Source organism: Rathayibacter sp. AY1B4, from assembly GCF_002932815.1.
Lineage (GTDB): Bacteria > Actinomycetota > Actinomycetes > Actinomycetales > Microbacteriaceae > Rathayibacter.
In genome coordinates, this window is sequence record NZ_PSWN01000002.1 from 218155 (window position 1) to 242596 (window position 24442).

A 24442-nucleotide genomic window follows, 5' to 3' on the forward strand; every position below is an offset into this window, starting at 1 on the left:
CCCCGGTCCGGGGACCAGGGGGCGTCGTGGCGGAGGGGCGTCAGCCGCGGCTGGCCCAGACCGCGCGGCGGCTGTCGTACTCGACGAGGTTGCCGTCGTCCTGCATGACGAGCTTGTAGGGGCCGACCGACGCGGCGGGCGGGACGACCGACCATCCGCTCGTCGTCTCGGTGCCCACGGCGATCTGCCCGCTGGTGTCGAGGGCGAAGAAGCCGCCGGCGCGGGTGGTCTTCGACGCCCAGATCGGGCCGTTCTTGCCGTAGACGACGAAGTTGCCGTCCGCCTGCATCACCGCTCGGTAGACGCCGTTCGCGGAGCGGAGGAAGCTGCCCGCCTCGAGCGAGTTCGCCGCGTAGAGGGTGGTCGAGGGGAAGGCGGCCTGGCTGGTCCAGATCACGTCGTCGGACGGGTTCACGATGATCAGCGAGCCGGCGTTGTTGATGCCCAGGCGGAGGTCCTTGCCGCGCGTGCCCGAGAACCACTTGACAAAGCCGTCGGAGCCGTAGATGACGGCGTTGCCGTCCTTCTGCATGGTGATGCGGTTGCCGGAGCCGCCGGTGCCGGTGCCCCAGACGGCGCCCTGGGGGCCGTAGCCGACGAAGTTGCCGTCGTTCTGCATGACGGCGCTGAAGCGGCCGTCGGCGGAGGTGAGCTGGTGGACGGGGCGGAGGGTCTGCTCCGTGAACAGCGTGTCGGTCACCGGCTCGGCGATGACGCGGCGGACGCTGCTCGCCCAGGCGGGCGAGCCGTTCTCGCGGTAGACGACGAGGTTGCCGTCGGGCTGCATGATCACCGAGGCTCCCGCCTCGTTGATCGTGTTCGTGCTCCACACGGGGCCGCCCTTGGCGGAGTAGACGACCATGTTGCCGTCGGTCTGCATGACCAGGTGGTCGCCGCGGCCCTGGGTGTTCGTGGCGAAGGTGGGGCGGCCCTGCGGGTCGTAGACCACGGCGTTGCCGTCGGTCTGCATCCGGAACGAGTAGCCGTTCGTGCCCGAGACGATCCGCTGTCCGGCGGCCAGCTCCTCGCCGCCGACAAGGGCGTTGTAGTAGCTGACGGCCGCGCGGGCGGTCTGCTGGGCGGCCTCGGGCGACTCGCTCGCGGGAGCGAGGCCGGTCGGCGCCTCCTCGGAGGAGGACAGGGGCTTCTGCGGGTTCTCCGCGGCGAGGGCCGGGGTCGCGCCGAAGAGCAGGGCACCGGTCGCGACGAGCGCGATCAGCCCGGAGGCGAGAGGGCGGGGGGAGGGGGAACGCGTCATCGCAGGACTTTCTCGAGTGGCCGGCGGGGGCCGGGAGAGGGGGTACTCGATGCTCGCACGGCCGACGCCCGAGTGCGACCGGAACGGGGGCCCTCCGTCTGGGGGACGCGCGGGAGCTGAGGTCCTCCGCGGGGTCAGAGCGCCGGGAGGGGCCGCCTGAGAGCGTCCAGCCGCTTCCGCCAGGCGTCCAGGCGGCCCGGCTCCGCGGCGAGCGCCGGTCCGTCCACCCAGGCGGTCACCAGCCGGAGACCGTGCAGGGCGTTGGCCGTCCAGACCTCACGGCCCTCCAGCGACTCCGGCTCGGCCGGGGCCTCGATCACGTCCACGCCGAGCGCGCCGGCGAGCACTGAGACCGTGCGGGCCGTCACGCTGCGCACGCGCGTACTCGTCGCCGGAGGGACGACCAGCGCATCGCCCAGCCACCACAGGATCGCGCTGCTCGCTCCGTCGATGACGGCGCCGTCGGCGTCGAGCAGCACGGCCTCGTCCGCTCCCGCGGCGTGCGCGCGCGTGCGGAGGAGGGCAAGACGTGCGATGTCCGGCCCCTTCCAGGAGGGTGTCCGGCGCGGATCCACCGGGCTCGTCCACAGCACCACGGAGCGGGTCGTCGGCGGGGCGGGTCGCAGCCGGAGCCGCAGGGCGCCTCCCGAGAGCTCGACGCGCGGGAAGGACCGGCCCTCGCGGGGCAGGGCGGCGATCGCTGCGTCGAGGAACGCCTCGACGTCCGGGTGTCCTCCCGCCGAGGCGACGGAGGCGGCGAACCGCTCGCGGTGCAGGTCGAGTCCGCGGACCCGGCCCTCGTCCACCAGCCAGGAGTCGGCCGCGTCCAGGGAGGTGCCGGGTGGCTCGGGAACGCTCGTCAGGGCCCGCCCGTCCCACTCCCGAACCTGCTCGCCGTCCACGACCGCCTACGCTAGCCCAGTGGTCTCGGAGGATCGGCACGTCCGCTCGGTCGAGCTGCCCTGGGTCGATCCGGAGCTCGCGCACCACGCCCTGTTCGCCACGGCCGAGGCGTCGTTCTGGCTCGACTCGGGCCTCGGAGCGACGAGCGGCCGCTCCTACCTCGGGGCGTGCGCCCGCGAGGACGTGCTCCTCGTCGAGGCCGGCGGCGACGTGGCGGCGGCGCTCGCCGCGATCGACGACGAGGCCCCCGCGGGCGACCGCGCGCTCGGCCGCTACGGCTGGATCTCCTACGAGGCGGGAGCCGCCTCCGTCTCCCTGCCCTCGGCGCCGACCGGCCCCGCGGATCCGCCCGCTCTCGCCCTGCTCCGGGGCGACCCCGTGCTCGAGTTCGACCACGGGGCCCGGACCGTCCGCCTGGTCGCCACGGGAGACGTGCAGGAGCTCACCGCGCGCCTGCTCGAGCTCGTCGGGGCGCCCGCACCCGCGGACCCCGCGGATCCCGAGCCCGCCGGCGTCCCGGTCCGCCGTCACTCCGCCGCCGAGTACACGGCGCTGATCGGCCGCTGCCAGGAGGCCATCCGCGCGGGGGACGCCTACCAGCTCTGCCTCACCGACGAGATCGTCGTCGAGGGCCGGTTCGATCCGGTCGAGGCGTACCGTCGCCTCCGCCGCTCCAGCCCGAGCCATCACGGCGGGCTGATCCGCCTCGGCCCGCTCGCGCTCGTCAGCGCCTCGCCCGAGCGGTTCCTCACCGGCGGGGCCGACGGACGCGTCGCCACGCATCCCATCAAGGGCACGCGTCCCCGGGGCCGGGACGCCGACGAGGACCGCGCGCTCCGGGACGAGCTCGTGTCGAGCGTGAAGGAGCGGGCCGAGAACGTGATGATCGTGGACCTCGTCCGCAACGACCTCGCCCGGATCGCCGCCCCCGGCTCCGTCGTCGTCGACCGCCTGCTCGAGGTGGAGAGCTACCCGCACGTCCACCAGCTGGTCAGCGAGGTCTCGGCCCGCCGCGCGCCGGGCGTCGGGATCGCCGAGCTGATCGCGGCCCTCTTCCCGGCCGGCTCGATGACGGGAGCGCCCAAGCGCCGGGCGGTGGAGCTGCTGCGGGAGTGGGAGGGCGGTCCCCGCGGCGTCTACTCCGGCGCCTTCGGCCGCCTGGGCTCGGACGGCTCACTGGACCTCGCGATGACCATCCGCACCCTCGTGCTCGACGGCGAGCGCGCCCGCCTGGGGACCGGCGGCGGCATCACCGCGCTCTCGGTGCCGGAGGAGGAGGTCGAGGAGACGCGGCTGAAGGCGCGGGCGCTCCTCGCGGTGCTGGGCGCCGCCGAGGAGTGAGCGGGCGCCGCGTTCGTCTGCCGTGCGCGCAGGGCCAGTAGGGTTGATGGTCGAACGCAGCCGCCCACGCGTGCGCGTTCTCCCCCTCCTTCAGAAGTGAGAAGCACCTGTGGCAGAAGACACCTCCCGGCAGACCGGCGCGAGCGACGAGGAGCGCTACGACTTCCGAGCGCTCCAGGAGAAGTGGCTCCCGATCTGGGAGGAGACGCGCCCGTTCGCGACGGACGACCCCGACGACAAGCGCCCCCGCAAGTACGTGCTCGACATGTTCCCGTACCCCTCGGGCGACCTGCACATGGGCCACGCCGAGGCGTACGCGCTCGGAGACGTGATCGCGCGCTACTGGCGCCAGCAGGGCTTCAACGTCCTCCACCCGATCGGCTGGGACAGCTTCGGCCTGCCCGCCGAGAACGCCGCGATCAAGCGCGGGCTGAACCCGGTCACCTGGACCTACGACAACATCGAGCAGCAGAAGCGCTCGATGAAGCGCTACGCCGCGTCCTTCGACTGGGACCGCGTGCTGCACACCTCCGACCCTGAGTACTACAAGTGGAACCAGTGGCTGTTCCTCAAGATGTACGAGAAGGGCCTCGCCTACCGCAAGGACAGCTGGGTCAACTGGGACCCGGTGGACCAGACGGTTCTGGCGAACGAGCAGGTCCTCGCGGACGGCACCTCCGAGCGCTCCGGCGCGGTCGTGGTCAAGAAGAAGCTCACGCAGTGGTACTTCAAGATCACCGACTACGCCGACCGCCTGCTCGACGACCTGAACCAGCTCGAGGGATCCTGGCCGTCGAAGGTCATCGCCATGCAGCGCAACTGGATCGGCCGCTCCATCGGCGCCGACGTCGAGTTCGAGATCGAGGGCCGCGACGAGCGCGTCACCGTCTTCACCACGCGCCCCGACACGCTCTACGGGGCGACCTTCATGGTCGTCGCGCCCGACTCCGACCTCGCCTCCGAGCTGGTCGAGGGCTCCGAGCCCGCGATCCGCGACGCGTTCCGCAGCTACCTCGAGACGGTGCAGAAGTCGAGCGAGATCGAGCGCCTGACCGCCGACCGCCCCAAGACCGGCGTGTTCCTCGGCCGCTACGCGGTGAACCCCGTGAACGGCGAGCGGCTGCCGATCTGGGCCGCCGACTACGTCCTCTCCGACTACGGCCACGGAGCCGTCATGGCCGTGCCGGCGCACGACCAGCGCGACCTCGACTTCGCCCGCGCCTTCGACCTGCCCGTGCGCGTGGTCGTCGACACCAACGCCTCCGTCACCGGGGCGATCCCGGTCATCCCGGAGGACCCGGAGGAGCTGGCCGCGCTCGAGAAGGAGTACTCGCTCGACCCCGCCACGACCGGCGAGGCGCTGACCGGCGACGGCCGCCTGATCAACTCCGGGCCGCTCGACGGGCTCTCCAAGCGCACCGCCATCGAGCGCGTCATCAGGATGCTCGAGGAGCGCGGCCGCGGCCGCTCGGCCAAGAACTACCGCCTGCGCGACTGGCTGATCTCGCGCCAGCGCTACTGGGGCACCCCCATCCCGATCATCCACGGAGCCGACGGCGAGCTCGTGCCGGTTCCCGAGGACCAGCTGCCCGTCGTCCTGCCCTCCACCGACGGCCTCGATCTGCAGCCGAAGGGCTCGTCGCCGCTCGGAGCGGCGGAGGACTGGGTGAACGTGCCGCACCCGGTGGACGGCTCGCCCGCGCGCCGCGACCCGGACACGATGGACACCTTCGTCGACTCCTCGTGGTACTTCCTCCGCTTCCTCTCGCCGAAGGACGACACGCAGGCCTTCGATCCGAAGCTCGCCGAGAAGTGGGCGCCCGTCGACCAGTACGTCGGAGGCGTGACGCACGCGATCCTGCACCTGCTGTACGCGCGCTTCATCACCAAGGTGCTGTTCGACCTGGGCTACGTGTCGTTCACGGAGCCGTTCACGGCGCTGCTCAACCAGGGCATGGTGCAGATGGACGGCGCGGCGATGTCGAAGTCGAAGGGCAACATCGTCCGCCTCTCGGACCAGCTGGACGAGTTCGGCGTCGACGCCGTGCGCCTGACGATGGCGTTCGCCGGCCCGCCCGAGGACGACATCGACTGGGCCGACGTCTCGCCCGGCGGCAGCGCGAAGTTCCTCGCCCGCGCCTGGCGCCTGGCGAAGGACGTCACCTCGAGGCCCGACGTCGAGTGGAAGTCGGGCGACGCGGCTCTGCGCCGCCAGACCCACCGCTTCCTCGCGGAGTCCCCGTCGCTGATCGAGGCGTTCAAGTTCAACGTCGTGGTCGCGCGGCTGATGGAGCTCGTCAACGCGACCCGCAAGGTCGTCGACTCGGGCGCCGGGGCCGGGGACCCCGCGGTTCGCGAGGCGGTCGAGGTGGTCGCGATGGCTCTCAACCTGTTCGCGCCGTACACGGCCGAGGACATGTGGCACCGTCTGGGCTACGAGGGCACCGTCGCGCACGCGCTGTGGCGCAAGGCCGACCCGTCGCTGCTGGTCGAGGAGAAGGTCACGGCGATCCTGCAGGTCGACGGCAAGGTCCGCGACCGGCTCGAGGTCTCGCCGAAGATCTCCTCCGACGAGCTCGAGGAGAAGGCGCGGGCCACGGCCGGCGTCGCCCGGGCTCTCGTCGGCCGCGAGGTCGTGAAGGCGATCGTGCGGGCCCCGCGCCTGGTGAACCTGGTGACGAAGGCGGTCTAGCCGCCGATCCGTCCCGACGGGGCTCCTCCTCTCGCGGGAGGGGCCCCGTCGTGCGTCCTGCGCCGGTGCTGCCCTCTCCTCCACAGGGAGGCGATCCGGCGGGCTCTCCCCGGATCGGTGTCGGCGGCCGCTCCGGGCGGGGACACGGGTCCTACCGTCGGCGGATGCCAGAGACCAGCGGGACGGACGACGAGCAGCTGACGGCGCTGCTGCGGCCCCGCCGCGCCCGCCCGCGCTGGCGCGTGGGAGTGGGAGCGGCGGTCGTGCTCGTCATCGGCGCCGCGGTGGTCGCGGTGCTGCTCGCGGGAGCGCGGTCGAGCGGTCATGAGCGGGTCCTGGAGCCCGCCGTGTCGACGAGTGCGCCCGCTGCTGCGGCGGTCGAGTCGCTGTACGTGCACGTGGCCGGGGAGGTCGCCTCTCCGGGGCTGTACGTCCTGTCGCCGGAGGCGCGGGTGGCGGACGCGGTCGCCGCCGCCGGAGGGTTCCAGGAGTCGGCGGAGCGCGCGGCGGTCAACCTGGCCCGGAGGCTCGTGGACGGCGAGCAGATCGTCGTGCCGGCCGTGGGAGCGGCGCCGGCCGCGGCGGGAGCCGCTCCGGGCGGGGCCGCTCCAGGAGGGGCCTCCGCCGCCGGATCCGTGCTGAGCCTGAGCACGGCGACGGCGGCCCAGCTGGAGGAGCTGCCCGAGATCGGCCCGGCGACCGCGAAGAAGATCGTCGCCCACCGGGAGGCGAACGGCCCGTTCTCCTCTGTCGACCAGCTGCTCGAGGTCCCCGGGATCGGGGAGAAGACGCTCGCCGCGTTCCGCGACCAGGTCGCGCCGTGAGGAGCGTGCGGGCGGCGGACCTGCGGCTCCTGCCGGCAGCGGTGTTCGCCTGGACCACGGCGTGGGCGGCCGGGATGCTGCCGGTCGCGGCGGTGCTCGACGGGGGCCTCTCGTGGTGCGCCGCGGGCTGGGTGCTCCTCGGGGCGGCGTGCGTCCTGCTCCGGCGCGGCCTCGGCGAGCGGCTGGTCGGAGCGGTGCTCGTCGCGGGCGCGGGTGCCGCCCTCGCCCTCACCTCCGTCGTCGCCGCGGCGCCCGGTGACCACCCGGCGTCGATGCGGGAGGCGCAGGAGGATCGCGCCCTCACCCCGGTCACCGTGCGCGTCGATACGGGTGCCCGACCGCTCGCGACCGGGGGAGTGTGGTTCGACGCGACGGCGCTGCGGGTGGGAGACGCGTCGACCGCGGCCCCCGTCCGCGTGCTGCTCGCCGATCCCGGCGGTCGTCTGCCCGTGGGCGCCGAGCTCGACCTGGAGGCGCGTGCTGCGGCGCAGGAGGGGCCCGTCGGCGAGGCGACGATGCTGAGAGCGGCGTCCGTTGAGGACCGGCGCGGTCCCGGGGGAGCGGCGGCCGTCGCGGAGGTGCTGCGCTCGCGCTTCCTCGAACGCGCGGCGCTGGTCGGCGGCGATGTGGCGGGTCTGCTGCCGGGCCTCGCGACCGGCGACACGTCCGCGCTCGACGTGGGGCTCGAGGAGGCGATGCGCACCGCGTCGCTCACCCACCTGACCGCCGTCTCGGGCGCCAACTGCGCCGTGGTGGTGGTCGCCGGCTGGACGATCGCGGCGCTCCTCGGCGCAGGGCGCCGCCTCCGGACCGTCGCCGCCCTCGCCCTGCTCGCCGGCTTCGTCGTGCTGGTGACCCCCGAGCCGAGCGTGGTGCGGGCCGCCGTGATGGCGACGGTGGTCCTCCTCGCGCGGCTCGGGCGCCGCTCCGGAGCGGCCGTGCCCGCTCTGCTCGCGACCGTCGTCCTCCTCGTGGCCGCCGACCCCTCGATCGCGGGGAGGCTCGGCTTCGTGCTGTCCGTCCTCGCCACCGCCGGACTCCTGCTTCTCGCCGAGCCGATCGCGGGCGCTCTCGGGCGGGTGCTGCCCCGGCCTCTCGCCCTGCTGCTCGCGGTGCCGACCGCGGCGCAGCTCGCCTGCCAGCCCGTGCTGCTGCTCGTGGACCCGTCGGTGCCGGTGTACGGGGTGCTCGCCAACCTGCTCGCCGAGCCCGCGGCACCCGCCGCGACCGGGCTCGGGCTCGTCGGCTGCCTGCTCGCTCCCTGGTGGCCCGGAGCCGCCGACGCGGCGATCCGTCTCGCCGCCGTTCCCGCCTGGTGGATCGCCTCGATCGCCCGCGCCGTCGACTCGTGGCCCGCTCCGAGGATCGCCTGGTGGCCCGGCGTGGGAGGAGCGCTCGCGCTCACCGTGCTGACCCTGCTCGCCCTCGTGCTCGTCACGCAGTCGCCGCGGCTCGCGCGGGTGCGCCGGATCGCCGCCGTCGGGCTGGCGTGCGCGATCGCGGCCGCCGGCGGCACCACCGTCGCCACGCCGCTCCTCCGCGCCGCCTCGGTTCCCGAGGACTGGCGTGTCGCGATGTGCGACGTCGGGCAGGGCGACGCGGTCCTCCTCCGCGGAGACGCGGGCGTGCTGCTCGTCGACACGGGGCCCGAGCCCGCACCGCTCGAGGCCTGCCTCCGCCTGATGGGAGTGGACCGGATCCCGCTGCTGGTGCTCACGCACTACGACCTCGACCACGTCGGCGGGCTCCAGGCCGTCCTCGGACGGACCGACGCCGCGCTCGTCGGGCCCGCCGCGGGCCGCGACGACGAGCGCGACCGGGCGGCGCTCACCGGCGCGGGGGTCGCCGTGCAGGAGGCGGTCCGCGGCGACAGCGGCGCGCTCGGCTCGCTGCGCTGGCGGGTCGAGTGGCCGGAGCGGCGGAGCGCGCTGCGGGGCAACGAGGCGAGCGTGACCCTCCGGGTCGACATCGGCGCGGACGCCCGCGGCGGCCCGCTCTCCGTCGCGCTCCTGGGCGACCTCGGCGAGCAGGAGCAGGGACGCGTCTCCCGGCTGCCGGTCGGCCGGGTCGACGTCGTCAAGGTCGCGCATCACGGCTCCGCCGACCAGTCGCCCGCCCTCTACGACGCGCTCGGCGCGAGCGTCGGGCTGATCTCCGTCGGGGCGGAGAACGACTACGGACATCCGAATCCGTCGCTCCTCGCTCTGCTGGCCGAGCGCGGGGTCGAGGCGCTGAGGTCGGATGTCGAGGGTACGGTCGTGCTCGCGTCCCGCAGCGACGGGATCGCGGTCTGGGTGAGCGGCGCGACGGCTCCCGCGGCGGCCTCGGGGCGCCGTGAGCGGGCCGTAGGGTGGAGGGCGCTCGGACGGGCGCGGCACGGAAGGACACGGCATGGCAGGCAGGGCCCCGGCGCGCGCGAAGGCAGCGCCCTCGAAGGCGGCGATCCCGCAGCTCGCCTGGAACCAGACCCGGCCGGCGCCGATCGTGCTGATCACCGGCCCGGAGCAGTTCCTCGCCGACCGCGCGCTGCGCTTCCTCCGTGAGTTCCTCCGGGCCGAGGATCCGAGCCTCGAGGTCAGCGACATCGACGCCGGCGGCTACGCGCCGGGGGAGCTGCTGACGCTCGCGAGCCCGTCCCTCTTCGACGAGCCCCGCCTCATCCGCGTCTCGAACGTCGAGAAGTGCACGGACGCGTTCCTCCTCGAGACCCTCGACTACCTCTCGGCGCCCGCGGACGGGGCGACCCTGGTGCTCCGCCACGGCGGCGGCAACCGGGGCAAGAAGCTCCTCGACGCCATCCGCTCGGGTACGGGCGGCGGCATCGAGATCGTCTGCGCCGAGCTCAAGCGCGAGAGCGACAAGGTCGACTTCGCGATCGCCGAGTTCCGCACCGCCGGCCGCACGGCGACCACCGGTGCCGTCCGAGCCCTGGTGTCGGCGTTCTCCGACGACCTCGACGAGCTCGCGTCGGCGTGCCAGCAGCTGCTGTCCGACGTCACCGGAGAGATCACCGAGGCGACCGTGGCGAAGTACTACGGCGGCCGCGTCGAGACCACGGCCTTCACCGTCGCCGACTCGGCGATCGCGGGCCGTCACGGCGAGGCGCTGCTCGGGCTCCGCCACGCCCTCGCCTCCGGTGCCGACCCGGTACCGATCGTCGCCGCGTTCGCGAGCAAGCTGCGGACCATGGCGAAGGTCGCCGGCTCGCGCGAGGGCTCGGGCCAGGTCGCCTCGCGTCTGGGCCTCGCTCCGTGGCAGGTGGACCGGGCCCGGCGCGACCTTCAGGGCTGGACCGGCGAGGGCCTCGGCACCGCGATCCTGACGATCGCCGATGCCGACGCGAACGTGAAGGGCGCCACCCGCGACCCCGTGTACGCCCTCGAGCGCATGGTCTCCGTCGTCTCCGCCCGGGGCCTCTGACCCGCCCGAAAGGCCCTGCTCCCGCGATCCGCTTCGACCTCGTCTCCGGCGGGTCTCGATCCGCCGCTCCGCGGCTACTCGACCAGCAGTGAGGGGATCACCTCCCCTCGCAGGGTCGCACCGCGGCCGACGAAGAGTCGGACGACGACCCCGCAGGGTCACCGGCGATCCGCGTGTCAGCGGATCGTCGTACCCGGAACGCTCCCCGCTCCTCCCACCGCGACCGTCATGAGACCCGACCGCGCCACGTCCGATGGACGACGAAGCGTCGCCCGTCGACCTCGCAGGGTCACCGGCGATCCGCGTGCGAGCGGATCGTCGTACCCGGAACGAAACCCGCTCCTCCCACCGCAACCATGCGCGGAAGCCGACCGCGCGACGGGCGACGAGGCACGAGGAGCCCGTCGACCGCGAAGCTGCAACGACGAAGGGCCCGGCCAATGGCCGGACCCTTCGTCGTTGCAGCTTCGCGCAGTATTACAGCGCGGCGACCTGCTTCGCGATGGCCGACTTGCGGTTCGCTGCCTGGTTCTTGTGGATGACGCCCTTGCTGGCGGCCTTGTCGAGCTTCTTGGCGGCGAAGGCGAGGGCGGTGCCGGCCTTCTCGGTGTCACCGGCGGCGATGGCGGTGTGGACCGAGCGGATGGCGGTCTTCAGCTCGCTCTTGACGGCCTTGTTGCGCTCGTTCGCCTTCTTGTTGGTGAGGTTGCGCTTGATCTGCGACTTGATGTTTGCCACGTGGATTACCTTCTTCTCGGATGTGCGTGTGTGCAGCCGGCTACTCGACGGAGTGCCCCTTCCGCGGGCGTCTGAACGCCCTGCGGTGCGACTGGAGGTCGCCGGCTTCTGATCACTCCACGCCTGCCGGGTGTCCGGAGGGGGAGCGCAAGCCAACAAGGAACTTTAGCGCACCCGTCGTCACCCTTCAACCGCGCCGCGCCCGCGGGTGCGGCGCCGTCCGGGTCGGGGCCGCCGGGGCGACACGCCGGGGGAGGCGGACCGCCGTGGCGTCTCGCGGTCCGGGCCCGCCGGTAACGTGACGCCGGTGCCCCGTCTCGCCGATCACCTCTCCGCGGTGCCGCCCTCGGGCATCCGCCACCTGTTCGAGATCGCGCTGCGGCTCGACGGAGTCACCCTCCTCGCGGTGGGCGAGCCCGACGTGCCGACCGCGCCGCACATCATCGAGGCGGCCCGAGCGGCGTGGGCGGCCGACGACACCCGCTACGGGCCCAACGGCGGCGTGCCCGAGCTCCGGCGGGCCATCGTGGAGAAGCTGGCGCGCGACAACGGCATCGAGGCGGACGTCGAGCAGGTCTGGGTGACCGTCGGCGCCACGCAGGCGCTGCACCAGGCGATGACGCTCCTGCTCGGGCCCGGCGACGAGGTGCTCATCCCCGACCCGGGCTACACCGTCTTCACGACCAACGCGCGGACCATCGGCGCCGTCCCCGTGCCGTACACGCTGCGCGCCGAGAACGCCTTCCTCCCCGATCCCGACGAGGTCGAGCGCCTGATCACCGACCGGACCCGCGTCCTGATCGTCAACAGCCCCTCCAACCCGCTCGGCGTGGTGTTCCCGAGGGAGGTCCTCGAGCGCCTGCTCGACATCGCCCGGCGCCACGACCTGTGGGTGCTCAGCGACGAGGTCTACGAGTACTTCACCTACGGGCGCCCGCACGTGAGCCTCGCGGCGATCGCCCAGGAGCGCGGGGACGACGCCGACCGCGTCCTCAGCGTCTTCTCCTTCTCGAAGACGTACGCGATGACCGGTGTCCGCGTCGGCTACCTCGTGACGCCTCCGGGCTTCACGTCGATCATGGTCACGGTGCAGGAGGCGGCCATCAGCTGCGTCGCCACTCCGGACCAGCGCGCCGCCCTCGCCGCTCTGACCGGGCCGCAGGACGCCGTGGCCTCCGCCTCCGACCACTACCTCGCCAACCTGCGGCTCGCGACGGGCGTGCTCGACGAGCGGGGGATCGCCTACCGCGAGCCCGAGGGCGCGTTCTACCTGTGGATCGACATGGCGCACGCGACCGGCGGGGACGTCGCCTCCTGGGTCGAGTCGTTCCTCCTCGAGACCCTCGTCGCCGTCGCTCCCGGCAGCGCCTTCGGCCGCACCGGCGAGGGCTGGATCCGCGTCTGCCTCGCCGCTGACCCCGCGGCGCTGGAGCACGGGCTGCGCGCCCTCCCGGCCCCGGTGCGCGGATGAGCGCCGCCGAGGTGCTGGTCCGGCGCGTCCGGGCGGAGGAGTACGACGAGGTCTCGCGCCTGCGGCTCGCCGCCTACGCCCACGACTACGAGCTGGGGGAGGAGTACGCCGCCGACGTCGCCGCGGTCGCCCGGCACGACGTCGAGGGCGAGGTCTGGGTCGCCGTCGAGTGCGACGGGCGGATCCTCGCCACGGTCACCACCGCGCGCCCGGGCGCGAACCTGTACGAGCTCGGCCGCCCCGGCGAGCTGGACTGGCGGCTTCTCGCCGTCGCCCCGGAGGCACGCGGGCGGGGTCTCGGGCGGCTGCTCACCGAGTTCGTCGTGATGCTCGCCGCCGAGCGGGGCCTCCAGCGGGTCGTGATGAACAGCGGCACGCTGATGACCACCGCGCACGCCCTCTACGAGAGCATGGGCTTCGTCCGCCTCGGCGAGCGGGAGAACCCGCCCGGCGTCGAGCCCACCCGCACCTACGGACTCGATCTGTAGCCGCCGGTCCCGGCCTCCGCCGCCGGGCATGGGACACTGGTCCCACGATGTCTCCACGTGCACACTCCGGGCTCGAGCCCGCCGCGACCGATCCGGCGTCCATCCGCAACTTCTGCATCATCGCCCACATCGACCACGGCAAGTCCACCCTCGCCGACCGGATGCTCGGCATCACGGGTGTCGTCGAGGACCGGGCGATGCGCGCGCAGTACCTCGACCGCATGGACATCGAGCGCGAGCGCGGCATCACGATCAAGTCGCAGGCCGTGCGGATGCCGTGGGAGCGCGACGGGCGCACGTTCGCCCTGAACATGATCGACACTCCGGGCCACGTCGACTTCTCCTACGAGGTCAGCCGCTCGCTGGCGGCCTGCGAGGGCGCGATCCTCCTGGTCGACGCGGCGCAGGGCATCGAGGCCCAGACGCTCGCGAACCTCTACCTCGCGCTCGAGAACGACCTCACGATCATCCCGGTCCTGAACAAGATCGACCTGCCGGCCGCGGATCCCGAGAAGTACGCGAAGGAGCTCGCGAGCCTGATCGGCGGCGACCCGGACGACGTCCTCCGCGTCTCCGGCAAGACCGGCATGGGCGTCGAGGCGCTGCTCGACCGCGTCACCGAGCTCATCCCGCCGCCCGTCGGCGACCCCTCCGCCCCTGCGCGCGCCATGATCTTCGACTCCGTGTACGACGCCTACCGCGGGGTCGTCACCTACGTCCGGATGATCGACGGCAAGCTCTCGCCGCGCGAGAAGATCCAGATGATGTCGACCCGCGCCACGCACGAGATCCTCGAGATCGGCGTGTCGAGCCCCGAGCCCGTCGCGACGCAGGGTCTCGCGGTCGGCGAGGTGGGCTACCTGATCACCGGTGTGAAGGACGTGCGCCAGTCGAAGGTCGGCGACACCGTCACCACGGCGTCCAAGCCCGCGACGCAGGCGCTGCCCGGCTACACCGAGCCGCTCCCGATGGTCTTCTCGGGCCTGTACCCGATCGACGGCAGCGACTACCCGGACCTGCGCGAGGCCCTCGACAAGCTCAAGCTCTCGGACGCGGCGCTCGTGTACGAGCCCGAGACGTCGGTGGCGCTCGGCTTCGGCTTCCGCTGCGGCTTCCTCGGCCTCCTGCACCTCGAGATCATCACCGAGCGCCTGCAGCGCGAGTTCGGTCTCGACCTCATCACCACGGCGCCCTCGGTCATCTACGAGGTCTCGACGGAGGACAAGAAGACCGTCACCGTCACGAACCCGAGCGAGTTCCCCGTCGGCAAGATCGCCGCCGTCACGGAGCCGATCGTCAAGGCCGCGATCCTCGCGCCGAAGGACTACGTCGGCACGATCATGGAGCTCTGCCAGAGCCGCCGAGGGACCCTGATCGGCATGGAGTACCTGGGCGAGGACCGGGTCGAGATCCGCTACCACATGCCCCTCGGCGAGATCGTCTTCGACTTCTTCGACAACCTCAAGTCGAAGACCGCCGGCTACGCCTCGCTCGACTACGAGCCCGCCGGCTCACAGGAGGCCGACCTGGTGAAGGTCGACATCCTGCTGCAGGGCGAGCAGGTCGACGCGTTCAGCGCGATCGTGCACCGCGAGAAGGCCTACGCCTACGGCGTGCTGATGACGGGGCGCCTGCGCAAGCTGATCCCGCGGCAGCAGTTCGAGGTGCCGATCCAGGCCGCCATCGGCGCCCGGATCATCGCCCGCGAGTCGATCAGCGCGATGCGCAAGGACGTCCTGGCCAAGTGCTACGGCGGCGACATCACCCGCAAGCGCAAGCTCCTCGAGAAGCAGAAGGAGGGCAAGAAGCGCATGAAGATGGTGGGCCGCGTCGAGGTCCCCCAGGAGGCGTTCATCGCCGCGCTCTCCGGCGACGTCGAGACCAAGGACAAGAAGTAGCGCGACCCCCCTCGCCGGCGCCCTCCTCCCTCCCGGACGGGTGACACACCCCCCGTCCGGGACATCGTGTCCGCGGGGATTGCGGCGCCTCACAGCGGACCGATAGCTTTCGGACGCCAGGACGCGGCCGTGGATCGAGACCGATCCGCACGGGGGGCTGCAGCGTCGACGACCGGTCCTCCACCATGACGAAGGGTGGTAGTCCGTGGTGCCTACGAGCACGAGGAAGCGCTGGATCAGGACGGGGGCGGCGCTCGCGAGCATCGCGGCCGTCGCAGCGGGATCGCTGGTGGCGGCGGGACCGGCCTCCGCAGCGAACAAGGTGATCCCGGTCGCGCCCGCGCCCTACTTCTGGTCGGACAGCGCCCGGTTCGGCACCGACGTGCCGCTGCCGGTGGCCGCAGACGCGACCACGCTGACCGTCGAGCTGCCCGACTCCACCGCTCCCGACACCTTCACCGAGTGGTCGTACCCCGGCTACCGGGTCGTGGAGTGGCAGCTGGGCAGCACCGCGACGGACCTCGCGAGCGGCGAATCCGTCGTCGACACCGCCACCAACTCGATCGAGATCCCGATCGGGCGCGCCGCCGGCTCCTTCGGCGGCACCTCGCTCTCGCTCCTCCTGAACGGCGCCGAGGACGAGGCGGACGACGCGTACGCTCCGGCCGGCGTCGACCGGACCGGCTTCGTCCTCGCCCTCTCCGCCACCCTCGCGGTGACGGCTGCGAGCGGAACCGCGGATGCCGACCTCGACCTGTCGACGTCCACCTCCTCCGACCGCGCCGTCGGCGGCGAATTCTGGGCCGGCGGCGGCACCGTCACCGAGGCCGGCGCGGGCGACGTCATCGTCCTCGACTCCGGTGTCCCCGGCTTCTTCGACCTCGCGGGCCTCAGCGCCACGGTCGGCACGGAGGACGGCGGCCGCCTGAAGGCCGCTCCCACGGTCGTGGAGGGCGGACGGGGCGTCGCGATCCGGCCGACCCAGGAGTTCTTCGACCGCTACCTGAACTTCAGCGACACGACGCCGCTCGGCGCCCCGTCGGTCGAGGTGAAGGGACTCAGCCGCGGCGGGGAGCAGCCTTCCGGCACCGGCGTCATCGTGCGCGCGCCGCTGCGCGTCGTCCCGTCGACCACCACCCCGACGCCGACGCCGGGCACCGGCCCGGAGGTCGTCCGCCTCGCGGGCACCGACCGCCAGGGCACCGCCGTCGAGATCTCGAAGGCGACCTTCACCACCCCCGGCGTGCCCGTCGTCTACATCGCCACCGGCGCGAACTTCCCCGACGCGCTCAGCGCCGGACCCGCCGCCGCGAAGCAGGGCGGCCCGCTCCTCCTGGTCGACCGCGACTCGGTGAGCCAGGTCGTCCGCGACGAGCTCACCCGTCTCGCGCCCCAGCGGATCGTCGTCGTCGGCTCCGACCTCAGCGTCAGCGACGCCCTCGCCACGGACCTCGGCCAGTACGCGAACGGGAGGGTCTTCCGCCTCGGAGGCACCGACCGCTACGACACGTCGCGGAAGATCATCGAGAGCGCCTTCGGAGGCGGCTCGCCGAAGGGGGCCTGGCTCGCGACCGGCGAGAAGTTCCCCGACGCGCTCAGCGCCACCGCCGCCGCAGGCAAGAACTCCGCCCCCGTCGTCCTCGTGAACGGCGGCCTCCCGGCGGCCGACCCGACCACGGTCGGGATCCTGCGGGGGCTCCGGCCTCCGGTGCTCACCATCGCGGGCTCCGAGCTGTCGGTCAGCGCGGGCATCCAGAACTCCCTCACGGTGCCGGCCGGACCGGCCGTGACCCGCATCGGCGGAGTCGACCGCTACGACACCTCGGAGCAGCTCAACCGGGCGGCCTTCCCCCGCGGGTCGAAGACCGTGTTCCTGGCCACCGGCGAGAACTTCCCCGACGCCCTGGCCGGAGCCGCGGCCGCCGGGCGCACGGGGAGCCCCCTCTTCGCCGTGCCCCCGACCTGCGTTCCGGTCAAGGTGCTGCAGGACATCAAGGCCGGCGGAGCGACGCGCGTCGTCCTCCTCGGCGGCACCGGCACCCTGTCGGCGGCCGTCCAGAAGCTGACTCCCTGCAGCTGACCCGACCCGCACCACGACGAGGGCCCTCCTCCCGCTCCGGCGGGGGAGGGCCCTCCGTCGTTCCCGGCTCGGGGCGGCGACGGTCGGATACGCTGGGTCGGATGGACAGCACCACCCGGCGCGCGGACTCGACGCGCGCCGCGCTCGAGGAGTCCGGGAAGAAGGTCGGGACGTGAGCATCCGCCGCTCCAACTTCGAGGGCCAGCCGCAGGTCACCTACGCGGCCGTCGGCGGCACTCTGGCCCCCGACCTGCTCGAGTACCCGCCGGACGGCTTCACGGCCGAGCGCTTCGAGGCCCGGCTCGGCTCGGGTGACGAGCGCTTCGCCATCACCACCGCCTCCCTGATGACCTGGGGCGTGCAGCGCGGCAGCGGCATCGAGGTGACCGACATCACCAGCGGCAGCGGCGTGCAGTACACCGGGGTCAACTTCGACGCCGCGGGCACCCCGATCGACCTCGTCAGCCGGCCGACGGAGGAGCACTTCGCTCCCGACGGCACCCCGTACATCACCGCCGGCGTGACCGCCGTGCTCCGTGTGACCCTGCTCGGCCGCGTCTTCGACGCCCCGGTGCGCGTCGTCTACGTCGTCGACGAGCCCGACCAGGTCGGCTTCGCCTACGGCACCCTCGAGGGCCACCCCGAGAGCGGCGAGGAGTCCTTCGTCGTCGAGAAGCGCGCGGACGACTCGGTCTGGCTCGTCATCCGGGTCTTCTCGCGTCCCTCCACCCGCCTCTACCGCCTGGGCGCGCCGGTGCTGCGCGCCGTGCAGAAGCGCCAGGTCGCCAAGTACCTGCGCGCGCTGCTGCCGGCGCGCGTCAGCTGACGTGGGGAGCGCCCTCCCGATCGCCGATCCTGCTCCGCTCGACGGCGGACTGCCCGCGTCCGTCGTCGACGGCGTGGAGCAGCGCGACCTCGGCCTCTACGTGCACGTGCCGTTCTGCCGGGTCCGCTGCGGGTACTGCGACTTCAACACCTACACGGCGACCGAGCTCCGCGGGGCGAAGCAGCAGGACTACGCCGACGAGGCGATCACCGAGATGGCTCTCGGCGCCGAGGTGCTCGAGCGCTCGGGCCTGCCCCGGCGCCCCGCCCGCACGGTCTTCTTCGGCGGCGGGACGCCCACGCTGCTGCCCGCCGGCGACCTGGTGCGGATGCTGGACGGTCTCCGCACCCACTTCGGGGTCGCGCCCGACGCCGAGATCACCACCGAGGCGAACCCGGACTCCGTCGACGCCGCCTACCTCCGCGCGCTGGCCGAGGCGGGCTTCACCCGCGTCAGCTTCGGGATGCAGTCGGCCGTGCCGCACGTCCTCGCCACGCTCGAGCGCACCCACGACCCGGAGCGGGTCCCGCTCGTGGTCGAGTGGGCGCGGGAGGCCGGCCTGCAGGTCAGCCTCGACCTCATCTACGGCACGCCGGGGGAGTCCCTGGCCGACTGGGAGCGGTCGCTCGACTCCGCGCTCGCCAACCGGCCGGACCACCTCTCGGCCTACGCCCTGATCGTGGAGGACGGCACGAAGCTCGCCCGGCAGATCCGCCGCGGCGAGGTCGCGACCCCGGACGACGACCTCACGGCCGACATGTACGAGCTCGCCGACGCGCGCCTGGCCGCTGCCGGGTACTCCTGGTACGAGGTCAGCAACTGGGCGCGCGACGACGCCCACCGCTCCCGGCACAACCTCTCGTACTGGCTCGGCCACGACTGGTGGGGCGTCGGTCCCGGCGCGCACAGCCACGTCGGGGGCGTGCGCTGGTGGAACGTGAAGCACCCGGCGGCCTACGCCGACCGGCTGAGCACCGGGGCCTCGCCCGCTGCCGGGCGGGAGACGCTCGACGCGGGCACGCGGCGTGTGGAGGACGTGCTGCTGCGCTCGCGCCTGGCGGACGGGCTGCCCATCGACGCGATCGACGCCGGTCGGCGCAGCGAGGTGGCGGGGCTCATCGCCGACGGCCTCGTCGACGGCCGGGCGGCGCTCGGCGGCCGGATCGTGCTGACTCTGCGCGGCCGTCTGCTGGCCGACGCGGTCGTGCGCCGCCTCACCGACGGCTGAGGCCGGATCCCGGGGCGGCCGACGCACGGCCGCCCGGTTCCGCGGCTACTTGAAGAACGGGATGCTGAGCGGATAGGTGTAGTACTCGCCCGCGCTGGCGCGCACCGAGGCGATGATCGCGAAGACGATCACCAGGATCGGCACGACCAGGAACACGATGAAGCCGACGAGCACGAAGGACAGGATCGTCCCGGCGACGTAGGCGATCAGCGTCGTCAGGTGGAAGTTGAGGGCCGTCTTGGCGTGCGCCTCGAGGAACGGTCCGCGCCCCTTGAAGACCAGGAAGACGATCACCGAGGGCAGGAAGCTGAAGAAGATGCCGGTCACGTGCGTGACGATCGCCCAGGTCTTCTCGTCCGCCGGGTTCAGCGGCGGAGCCGGGGTCCCGTAGACGGGGGGCGGGGGAGGGGTGGCCGACATGATGGTCTCCGTTCCGGCGGCGGCGACGGGCGTCCCCCGTGCGCTCGGCGTCCATCGTGGCATGCGGCGACTCCCTCCGCACCGGGCCGCGCAGGACCTCCTCCTCGGGGATGACGGGGCTCCTCCCCGCGGCCCTGCAGGAGTGCACCCCGGCCGATCCCCGCGCAACCCCGCCGGGCGGTCCGCCTCCCGGTTATGATTGGCACTCAGAGTTGCGGAGTGCCAGGCTCCGCGCGGCGTCAGCGCCGCAGACGGTCGTGCCCGCGGGCACTCGGAGTCCGGCGGGAGGTCGGTCGTATGGTCACGGAGCGCGGTCTCCAGGTCCTGCGCGTGATCGTGCAGGACTACGTGGCGAACCGGGAGCCGGTGGGCTCGAAGTCGATCGTCGAGCGCCACGCGTTCGGCGTCTCGGCCGCCACCATCCGCAACGAGATGGCCCAGCTGGAGGAGGAGGAGCTGATCGCGGCTCCGCACACGTCCTCCGGCCGCGTGCCGACCGACAAGGGCTACCGCCTCTTCGTCGACCAGCTCGCCGACCTCCGCCCGCTGACCTCCGCGCAGCGCCAGGCGATCGAGACGTTCCTCGGGCAGAGCCCGGACCTCGACGAGGTGCTGGTCAAGACCGTCCGCCTGCTCTCGCAGCTCACCAACAGCGTCGCGCTCGTGCAGTACCCGTCGTTCGGAGCCGCGCGGCTGCGCCACGTGGAGCTCGTCGCCCTCGCTCCCCGCCGCCTCCTGTCGGTGCTGATCACCGACACCGGCCGGGTCGACCAGCGCGTGCTCGAGACCCCGGAGGACGTGGACGACGCGCTCCTCGGTGAGATCCGCGCGAAGCTCAACACGGCCGTGCTGGGCCTCGGGCTCCAGCAGGCGGCCGAGACGCTCGGCTCCGTCGCGGAGCGCTTCAGCCCCGAGCGGCGCCACGTGCTGACGCCGATCGTGCAGACCCTGCTCGAGCAGGTCGGCGCCAACCGGCAGGACCGCCTGGTCATGGCCGGCGCCGCCAACCTCGTCCGCACCGAGGAGGACTTCTCGGGCAGCATCTACCCCGTGCTCGAGGCGATCGAGGAGCAGGTGGAGCTGCTGCGCCTCTTCGCCGAGATGACCCCGGACCTCCGGGGAATCTCGGTGCGCATCGGCCGCGAGAACGCGCCGTTCGGGCTGCAGGAGACCTCGGTGCTCACGAGCGGGTACAACACCGCGGGCGGCCAGGTCTCGCGCCTGGGCGTGCTCGGCCCGATCCGGATGGACTACTCCGGCAACATCACCGCGGTGCGCGCCGTCGCCCGCTACCTCTCCCGCCTCCTCGGCGAGGAGTAGGCCCGACCTCCCGGCCCCCGCCGGATCCCCCCGGTGCGCCGTGCCCGGCCCACCGACCCACGAACGAAGGACGAAGCCACCTGTGGCCGATCACTACGAAGTGCTGGGCGTCGACCGCGACGCCTCCGCCGACGAGATCAAGAAGGCGTACCGCCGACTCGCCCGCGAGCTGCACCCCGACGTCAACCCGAGCGCGGACGCCTCCGAGCGCTTCAAGCTCGTCACGCACGCCTACGACGTCCTGAGCGACGCCCAGCAGCGGGCGCAGTACGACCGCGGGCCCCAGGAGGGCTTCGGCGGCGGCGGCCAGGGCTTCGGCGGGTTCGGCGACATCTTCGAGACCTTCTTCGGGCAGGGCGCGCAGGGCTCGTCCCGCGGGCCGCGCTCCCGCCGCGAGCGCGGCCAGGACGCCCTGCTGCGCGTGGAGGTCTCGCTCGACGAGGTCATCTTCGGCACCCACCGCGACCTCGAGGTCGACACGGCGGTGCTCTGCGAGACGTGCCAGGGCTCGTGCTGCCAGCCCGGCACCTCGCCGGTGACCTGCGACATCTGCCACGGCTCCGGCCAGATCCAGCGCACGGTCCGCTCGCTCCTGGGCAACGTGATGACGGCGAGCCCCTGCGGCACCTGCCGCGGCTACGGCACCGTCATCGCGACCCCCTGCTCCACCTGCCAGGGCCAGGGACGCGTCCGCGCCCGCCGCACCATCCCCGTCGACGTCCCCGCGGGAGTCGACACGGGCCTGCGCCTGCAGATGCCCGGCAGCGGCGAGGTCGGCCCGGCCGGCGGCCCCAACGGCGACCTGTACCTCGAGATCAAGGTCAAGCACCACGACGTCTTCAGCCGCAACGGCGACGACCTGCTCTGCACCCTCGAGGTGCAGATGACGGACGCGATCCTCGGCTCCACGGCGTCGCTCAAGGCGCTCGACGGCGACATCGAGATCGAGATCAAGCCGGGCACGCAGAGCACCGAGATCGTCACGATCAAGGGACGCGGAGTCACGCGCCTGCGCGGCAGTGGACGCGGCGATCTCCGCATCGGCATCCAGGTCGTCACCCCGACGAAGCTGGGCCACCGCGAGCGGGAGCTGGTCCAGGAGCTCGCGAAGCACTACAAGCCGCAGAAGCCCGCGCTGACCCACTTCCAGCAGGGCCTCTTCTCGAAGCTCCGCGACCGCTTCCTGGGCTGAGCCCGTGGCGCACCACTACATCGACGAGTCGCTGGACTCCGGCGGCTTCGTCGTCGGGGGCCGGCTCGCGCTCACCGGCGCGGAGGCACGGCACGCCGCGACCGTCAGCCGGATCCGCGCGGGCGAGAGCGTCCGGGTCGGCGACGGGCGCGGATTCGTCGCGACCGCGGTCGTCGAGAGCGCGGAGCCGGCGCGAGTGGTGCTCGTCGTGGAGTCGGTGCAGGAGTCCCCGGTTCCGTCCCCGCGCCTGGTCCTCGTCCAGGCCCTCGCGAAGGGCGACCGCGACGAGCTCGCCGTGCAGGCGGCGACCGAGCTCGGGGTGGACGAGGTCGTCCCGTGGCAGGCCGCGCGGTCGATCTCGCGGTGGTCGGGCCCGAAGGAGGAGAAGGGGCGCGAGCGCTGGCGGGCCATCGTGCGCGAGGCGAGCAAGCAGTCGCTGCGCCCCCGGGTGCCCGAGGTCGCGCCGCTCGAGCAGGTGCGCGGTCTCGTCGCGCGCGCCGCGACGTCCCGCGTGCTGGTCCTCGAGCCCTCGGCGCAGGCGCGGCTCTCCCAGGTGGTCCCGGACGGACGCGACCTGGTGCTCGTCGTCGGGCCCGAGGGCGGCATCGCTCCGGAGGAGCTGCGGCTGCTCGCGGAGGCGGGCGCCGAGGCCGTCGCGCTCGGCGACTCCGTCCTGCGCACCTCGACCGCAGGTCCCGCTGCCATCGCCGTCCTCTCGGCCCGCCTGGGCCGCTGGTGACGCTCCTCCACAGCCGCCTCGGGGCGCCGGAGCAGGGTGCCGTGGGCGAACGCGGCGCCCGTCGCGCACGGGCCCCGTTTAAGATGAGTGCATGAGCGAACCCACCGTCTTCACGCGCATCGTCCAGGGCGAGATCCCGGCCGATGTGGTGTTCGAGAACGAGCGCATCCTCGCGATCACCGACATCGAGCCGAAGGCGCCCGTCCACCTCCTCGTCTTCCCGAAGACCCAGGAGCACGCCACGGTCGCCGCCCTCGCCGCCGCCGATCCCGCCCTGCTCGCCGAGATGGTGCAGGTCGCCCAGTCGCTCGCCGACGCCCACAGCAACGGTCAGTTCCGCCTCGTCTTCAACTCCGGCGAAGAGGCGGGCCAGACCGTGTTCCACGTGCACGCCCACGTCCTGGGCGGCCACCAGACGGAAGGCTCCCTTGCCACCGGTTGAGAACACGGGCGCGAGCCCCGACGAGCGTCCCGCCCCCGGCGCGGACGCGTCCGAGACGACGCGGCGCGTCGTCGCCGTCGACGGAGTCGCGATGGTGCGCCTCCTCGGACCCCAGGACCGCCTCATCCGAGCGGTCGAAGGACGATTCCCCGATGTCCGGGTGCACGTGCGCGGCAACGAGGTGACGCTCGACGGCGAGCGCGAGCCCGTCGCCGCTGCGACGCGCCTGGTGGAAGAACTGGTGCGCATGACCGCGAGCGGGCACGATCTCGACCCGGAGGGCGTGCGCGAGTCCGCCCGCATCCTGCAGAACGGCGGGCCGGTGAGCCCGGCCGAGGCGTTCGGCCAGGCCATCCTCACGGCGCGTGGACGGAGCGTGAGGCCCAAGACGCTCGGGCAGCGCGAGTACGTCGACGCGGTCGATCAGAACACCATCGTCTTCGGCATCGGCCCGGCCGGAACCGGCAAGACCTACCTGGCGATGGCGAAGGCCGTGCAGTCGCTGCAGCGCAAGGAGGTCGAGCGGATCATCCTGACCCGCCCGGCGGTCGAGGCGGGGGAGCGGCTGGGCTACCTGCCCGGCTCGCTCACCGACAAGATCGACCCGTACCTGCGCCCGCTCTACGACGCGCTGAACGAGATGATGGACCCCGAGATCGTCCCGAAGCTGCTCGCGGCCGGCACGATCGAGGTCGCTCCGCTCGCCTACATGCGCGGGCGCACGCTCAACAACTCGTTCGTCGTGCTCGACGAGGCGCAGAACACGACGCCCGAGCAGATGAAGATGTTCCTCACCCGCCTCGGCTTCGGCTCGAAGATGGTGGTCACCGGCGACATCACCCAGGTGGACCTGCCGACCGGCGCGAGCGGACTCCGCCTCGTGACGCGGGTGCTCGACGGCATCGACGACATCCACTTCTCGAGACTGACCAGCGAGGACGTGGTCCGCCACAGCCTGGTCGGCCGCATCGTGGACGCCTACACCGAGTACGACCAGCAGAAGCAGGCGCAGCACTTCGAGCGCGAGCAGGCCCGGGAGTTCGCGAACCGCGCCGAGCGCCGCGGCCAGGCCGCTCCCCCGCCTCGACCGCCGGGCGGGTCAGGATGATCCGCTCGACCTCCTTGCGCTGCAGCGACTGCACGGCCTTCGCCATCGCCAGGT

Annotated in this window: 20 protein-coding genes and 1 pseudogene; 16 read left to right on the forward strand and 5 right to left on the reverse strand. The window is 72.9% G+C overall.

Annotated features, from left to right (window positions below; translation table 11 throughout):
- Positions 1-40: 40 nt before the first annotated feature.
- The gene (locus C5D66_RS02195) at positions 41-1258 is read right to left on the reverse strand and encodes a hypothetical protein (RefSeq protein ID WP_104255140.1); all 1218 of its coding nucleotides are present in this window, start codon (positions 1256-1258) and stop codon (positions 41-43) included.
- 134 nt (positions 1259-1392) lie between these two features.
- Complete coding sequence (locus C5D66_RS02200) at positions 1393-2160, reverse strand: aminotransferase class IV (protein WP_258061191.1); 768 nt, start codon at positions 2158-2160, stop codon at positions 1393-1395.
- Between the two features lie 19 nt (positions 2161-2179).
- On the opposite strand from C5D66_RS02200, the gene pabB reads away from it, so the two are divergent.
- The 5 genes from pabB to holA all read left to right on the forward strand — a co-directional run bounded on the left by pabB (position 2180) and on the right by holA (position 10438).
- Positions 2180-3502, forward strand: coding sequence for an aminodeoxychorismate synthase component I (gene pabB, locus C5D66_RS02205; RefSeq protein ID WP_104255141.1), 1323 nt, complete (start codon positions 2180-2182; stop codon positions 3500-3502).
- A gap of 109 nt (positions 3503-3611) precedes the next feature.
- Positions 3612-6194 carry a leucine--tRNA ligase gene (gene leuS / locus C5D66_RS02210; RefSeq protein ID WP_104225642.1) on the forward strand — a complete coding sequence of 861 codons (2583 nt, stop codon included), beginning with the start codon at positions 3612-3614 and terminating at the stop codon, positions 6192-6194.
- A 164-nt stretch (positions 6195-6358) separates the two neighbouring features.
- The gene (locus C5D66_RS02215; protein ID WP_104255142.1) at positions 6359-7018 is read left to right on the forward strand and encodes a ComEA family DNA-binding protein; all 660 of its coding nucleotides are present in this window, start codon (positions 6359-6361) and stop codon (positions 7016-7018) included.
- On the forward strand, positions 7015-9561 hold the full coding sequence (locus tag C5D66_RS02220; RefSeq protein ID WP_146084799.1) for a ComEC/Rec2 family competence protein: 2547 nt from the start codon (positions 7015-7017) through the stop codon (positions 9559-9561). Before C5D66_RS02215 ends, C5D66_RS02220 begins: the two co-directional genes overlap by 4 nt.
- A complete protein-coding gene (gene holA / locus C5D66_RS17420) occupies positions 9461-10438 on the forward strand; it encodes a DNA polymerase III subunit delta (protein WP_219814245.1) in 978 nt (325 codons plus the stop codon). Before C5D66_RS02220 ends, holA begins: the two co-directional genes overlap by 101 nt.
- A 477-nt stretch (positions 10439-10915) precedes the next feature.
- Here holA and rpsT read toward each other — a convergent pair whose 3' ends face one another.
- Positions 10916-11176, reverse strand: a complete 261-nt coding sequence (rpsT, locus tag C5D66_RS02230) for a 30S ribosomal protein S20 (RefSeq protein ID WP_097165711.1) — start codon at positions 11174-11176, stop codon at positions 10916-10918.
- Between the two features lie 307 nt (positions 11177-11483).
- Here rpsT and C5D66_RS02235 point away from each other — a divergent pair, with 307 nt between their 5' ends.
- The 6 genes from C5D66_RS02235 to hemW all read left to right on the forward strand — a co-directional run bounded on the left by C5D66_RS02235 (position 11484) and on the right by hemW (position 19167).
- Positions 11484-12647: a pyridoxal phosphate-dependent aminotransferase gene (locus tag C5D66_RS02235; RefSeq protein ID WP_104255144.1), complete on the forward strand. Its 1164-nt coding sequence runs from the start codon at positions 11484-11486 to the stop codon at positions 12645-12647.
- On the forward strand, positions 12644-13135 hold the full coding sequence (locus tag C5D66_RS02240) for a GNAT family N-acetyltransferase (RefSeq protein WP_104255145.1): 492 nt from the start codon (positions 12644-12646) through the stop codon (positions 13133-13135). Before C5D66_RS02235 ends, C5D66_RS02240 begins: the two co-directional genes overlap by 4 nt.
- Positions 13136-13182: 47 nt before the next feature.
- On the forward strand, positions 13183-15033 hold the full coding sequence (lepA, locus tag C5D66_RS02245; RefSeq protein WP_104223127.1) for a translation elongation factor 4: 1851 nt from the start codon (positions 13183-13185) through the stop codon (positions 15031-15033).
- A gap of 205 nt (positions 15034-15238) precedes the next feature.
- Positions 15239-17113: a cell wall-binding repeat-containing protein gene (locus C5D66_RS02250; protein WP_104255146.1), complete on the forward strand. Its 1875-nt coding sequence runs from the start codon at positions 15239-15241 to the stop codon at positions 17111-17113.
- 172 nt (positions 17114-17285) lie between these two features.
- Positions 17286-17939 carry a DUF1990 family protein gene (locus tag C5D66_RS02255; protein ID WP_244229440.1) on the forward strand — a complete coding sequence of 218 codons (654 nt, stop codon included), beginning with the start codon at positions 17286-17288 and terminating at the stop codon, positions 17937-17939.
- 1 nt (position 17940) lies between these two features.
- Positions 17941-19167, forward strand: coding sequence for a radical SAM family heme chaperone HemW (gene hemW, locus C5D66_RS02260; RefSeq protein ID WP_104255147.1), 1227 nt, complete (start codon positions 17941-17943; stop codon positions 19165-19167).
- A 45-nt stretch (positions 19168-19212) separates the two neighbouring features.
- Here the strand turns inward: hemW and C5D66_RS02265 are convergent, their stop codons facing one another.
- Positions 19213-19650, reverse strand: coding sequence for a DUF4870 domain-containing protein (locus C5D66_RS02265; protein WP_258061188.1), 438 nt, complete (start codon positions 19648-19650; stop codon positions 19213-19215).
- Between the two features lie 234 nt (positions 19651-19884).
- Between C5D66_RS02265 and hrcA the strand changes: the two genes are divergently transcribed.
- The 5 genes from hrcA to C5D66_RS02290 all read left to right on the forward strand — a co-directional run bounded on the left by hrcA (position 19885) and on the right by C5D66_RS02290 (position 24388).
- Positions 19885-20907, forward strand: coding sequence for a heat-inducible transcriptional repressor HrcA (hrcA, locus tag C5D66_RS02270; RefSeq protein WP_104255149.1), 1023 nt, complete (start codon positions 19885-19887; stop codon positions 20905-20907).
- An 82-nt stretch (positions 20908-20989) separates the two neighbouring features.
- Positions 20990-22099 carry a molecular chaperone DnaJ gene (gene dnaJ / locus C5D66_RS02275; RefSeq protein ID WP_104225203.1) on the forward strand — a complete coding sequence of 370 codons (1110 nt, stop codon included), beginning with the start codon at positions 20990-20992 and terminating at the stop codon, positions 22097-22099.
- A gap of 4 nt (positions 22100-22103) precedes the next feature.
- Positions 22104-22838, forward strand: a complete 735-nt coding sequence (locus C5D66_RS02280) for a 16S rRNA (uracil(1498)-N(3))-methyltransferase (protein WP_104326778.1) — start codon at positions 22104-22106, stop codon at positions 22836-22838.
- A gap of 91 nt (positions 22839-22929) precedes the next feature.
- Complete coding sequence (locus C5D66_RS02285) at positions 22930-23280, forward strand: HIT domain-containing protein (RefSeq protein WP_104225201.1); 351 nt, start codon at positions 22930-22932, stop codon at positions 23278-23280.
- A gap of 91 nt (positions 23281-23371) precedes the next feature.
- Positions 23372-24388: a PhoH family protein gene (locus tag C5D66_RS02290; RefSeq protein ID WP_104326779.1), complete on the forward strand. Its 1017-nt coding sequence runs from the start codon at positions 23372-23374 to the stop codon at positions 24386-24388.
- Here C5D66_RS02290 and C5D66_RS02295 read toward each other — a convergent pair.
- A pseudogene (locus C5D66_RS02295) lies at positions 24345-24442 on the reverse strand (PhoH family protein); the annotation flags it as partial. The gene C5D66_RS02290 and the pseudogene C5D66_RS02295 overlap by 44 nt on opposite strands.

Coding starts and splice junctions, on each gene's coding strand:
- C5D66_RS02215 (WP_104255142.1), top strand. CDS start 6,359: ATGCCAGAGACCAGCGGGACGGACGACGAGCAGCTGACGGCGCTGCTG.
- C5D66_RS02265 (WP_258061188.1), bottom strand. CDS start 19,650: ATGCCACGATGGACGCCGAGCGCACGGGGGACGCCCGTCGCCGCCGCC.
- lepA (WP_104223127.1), top strand. CDS start 13,183: ATGTCTCCACGTGCACACTCCGGGCTCGAGCCCGCCGCGACCGATCCG.
- C5D66_RS02240 (WP_104255145.1), top strand. CDS start 12,644: ATGAGCGCCGCCGAGGTGCTGGTCCGGCGCGTCCGGGCGGAGGAGTAC.
- C5D66_RS02290 (WP_104326779.1), top strand. CDS start 23,372: ATGGTGCGCCTCCTCGGACCCCAGGACCGCCTCATCCGAGCGGTCGAA.
- C5D66_RS02195 (WP_104255140.1), bottom strand. CDS start 1,258: ATGACGCGTTCCCCCTCCCCCCGCCCTCTCGCCTCCGGGCTGATCGCG.
- C5D66_RS02285 (WP_104225201.1), top strand. CDS start 22,930: ATGAGCGAACCCACCGTCTTCACGCGCATCGTCCAGGGCGAGATCCCG.
- hrcA (WP_104255149.1), top strand. CDS start 19,885: ATGGTCACGGAGCGCGGTCTCCAGGTCCTGCGCGTGATCGTGCAGGAC.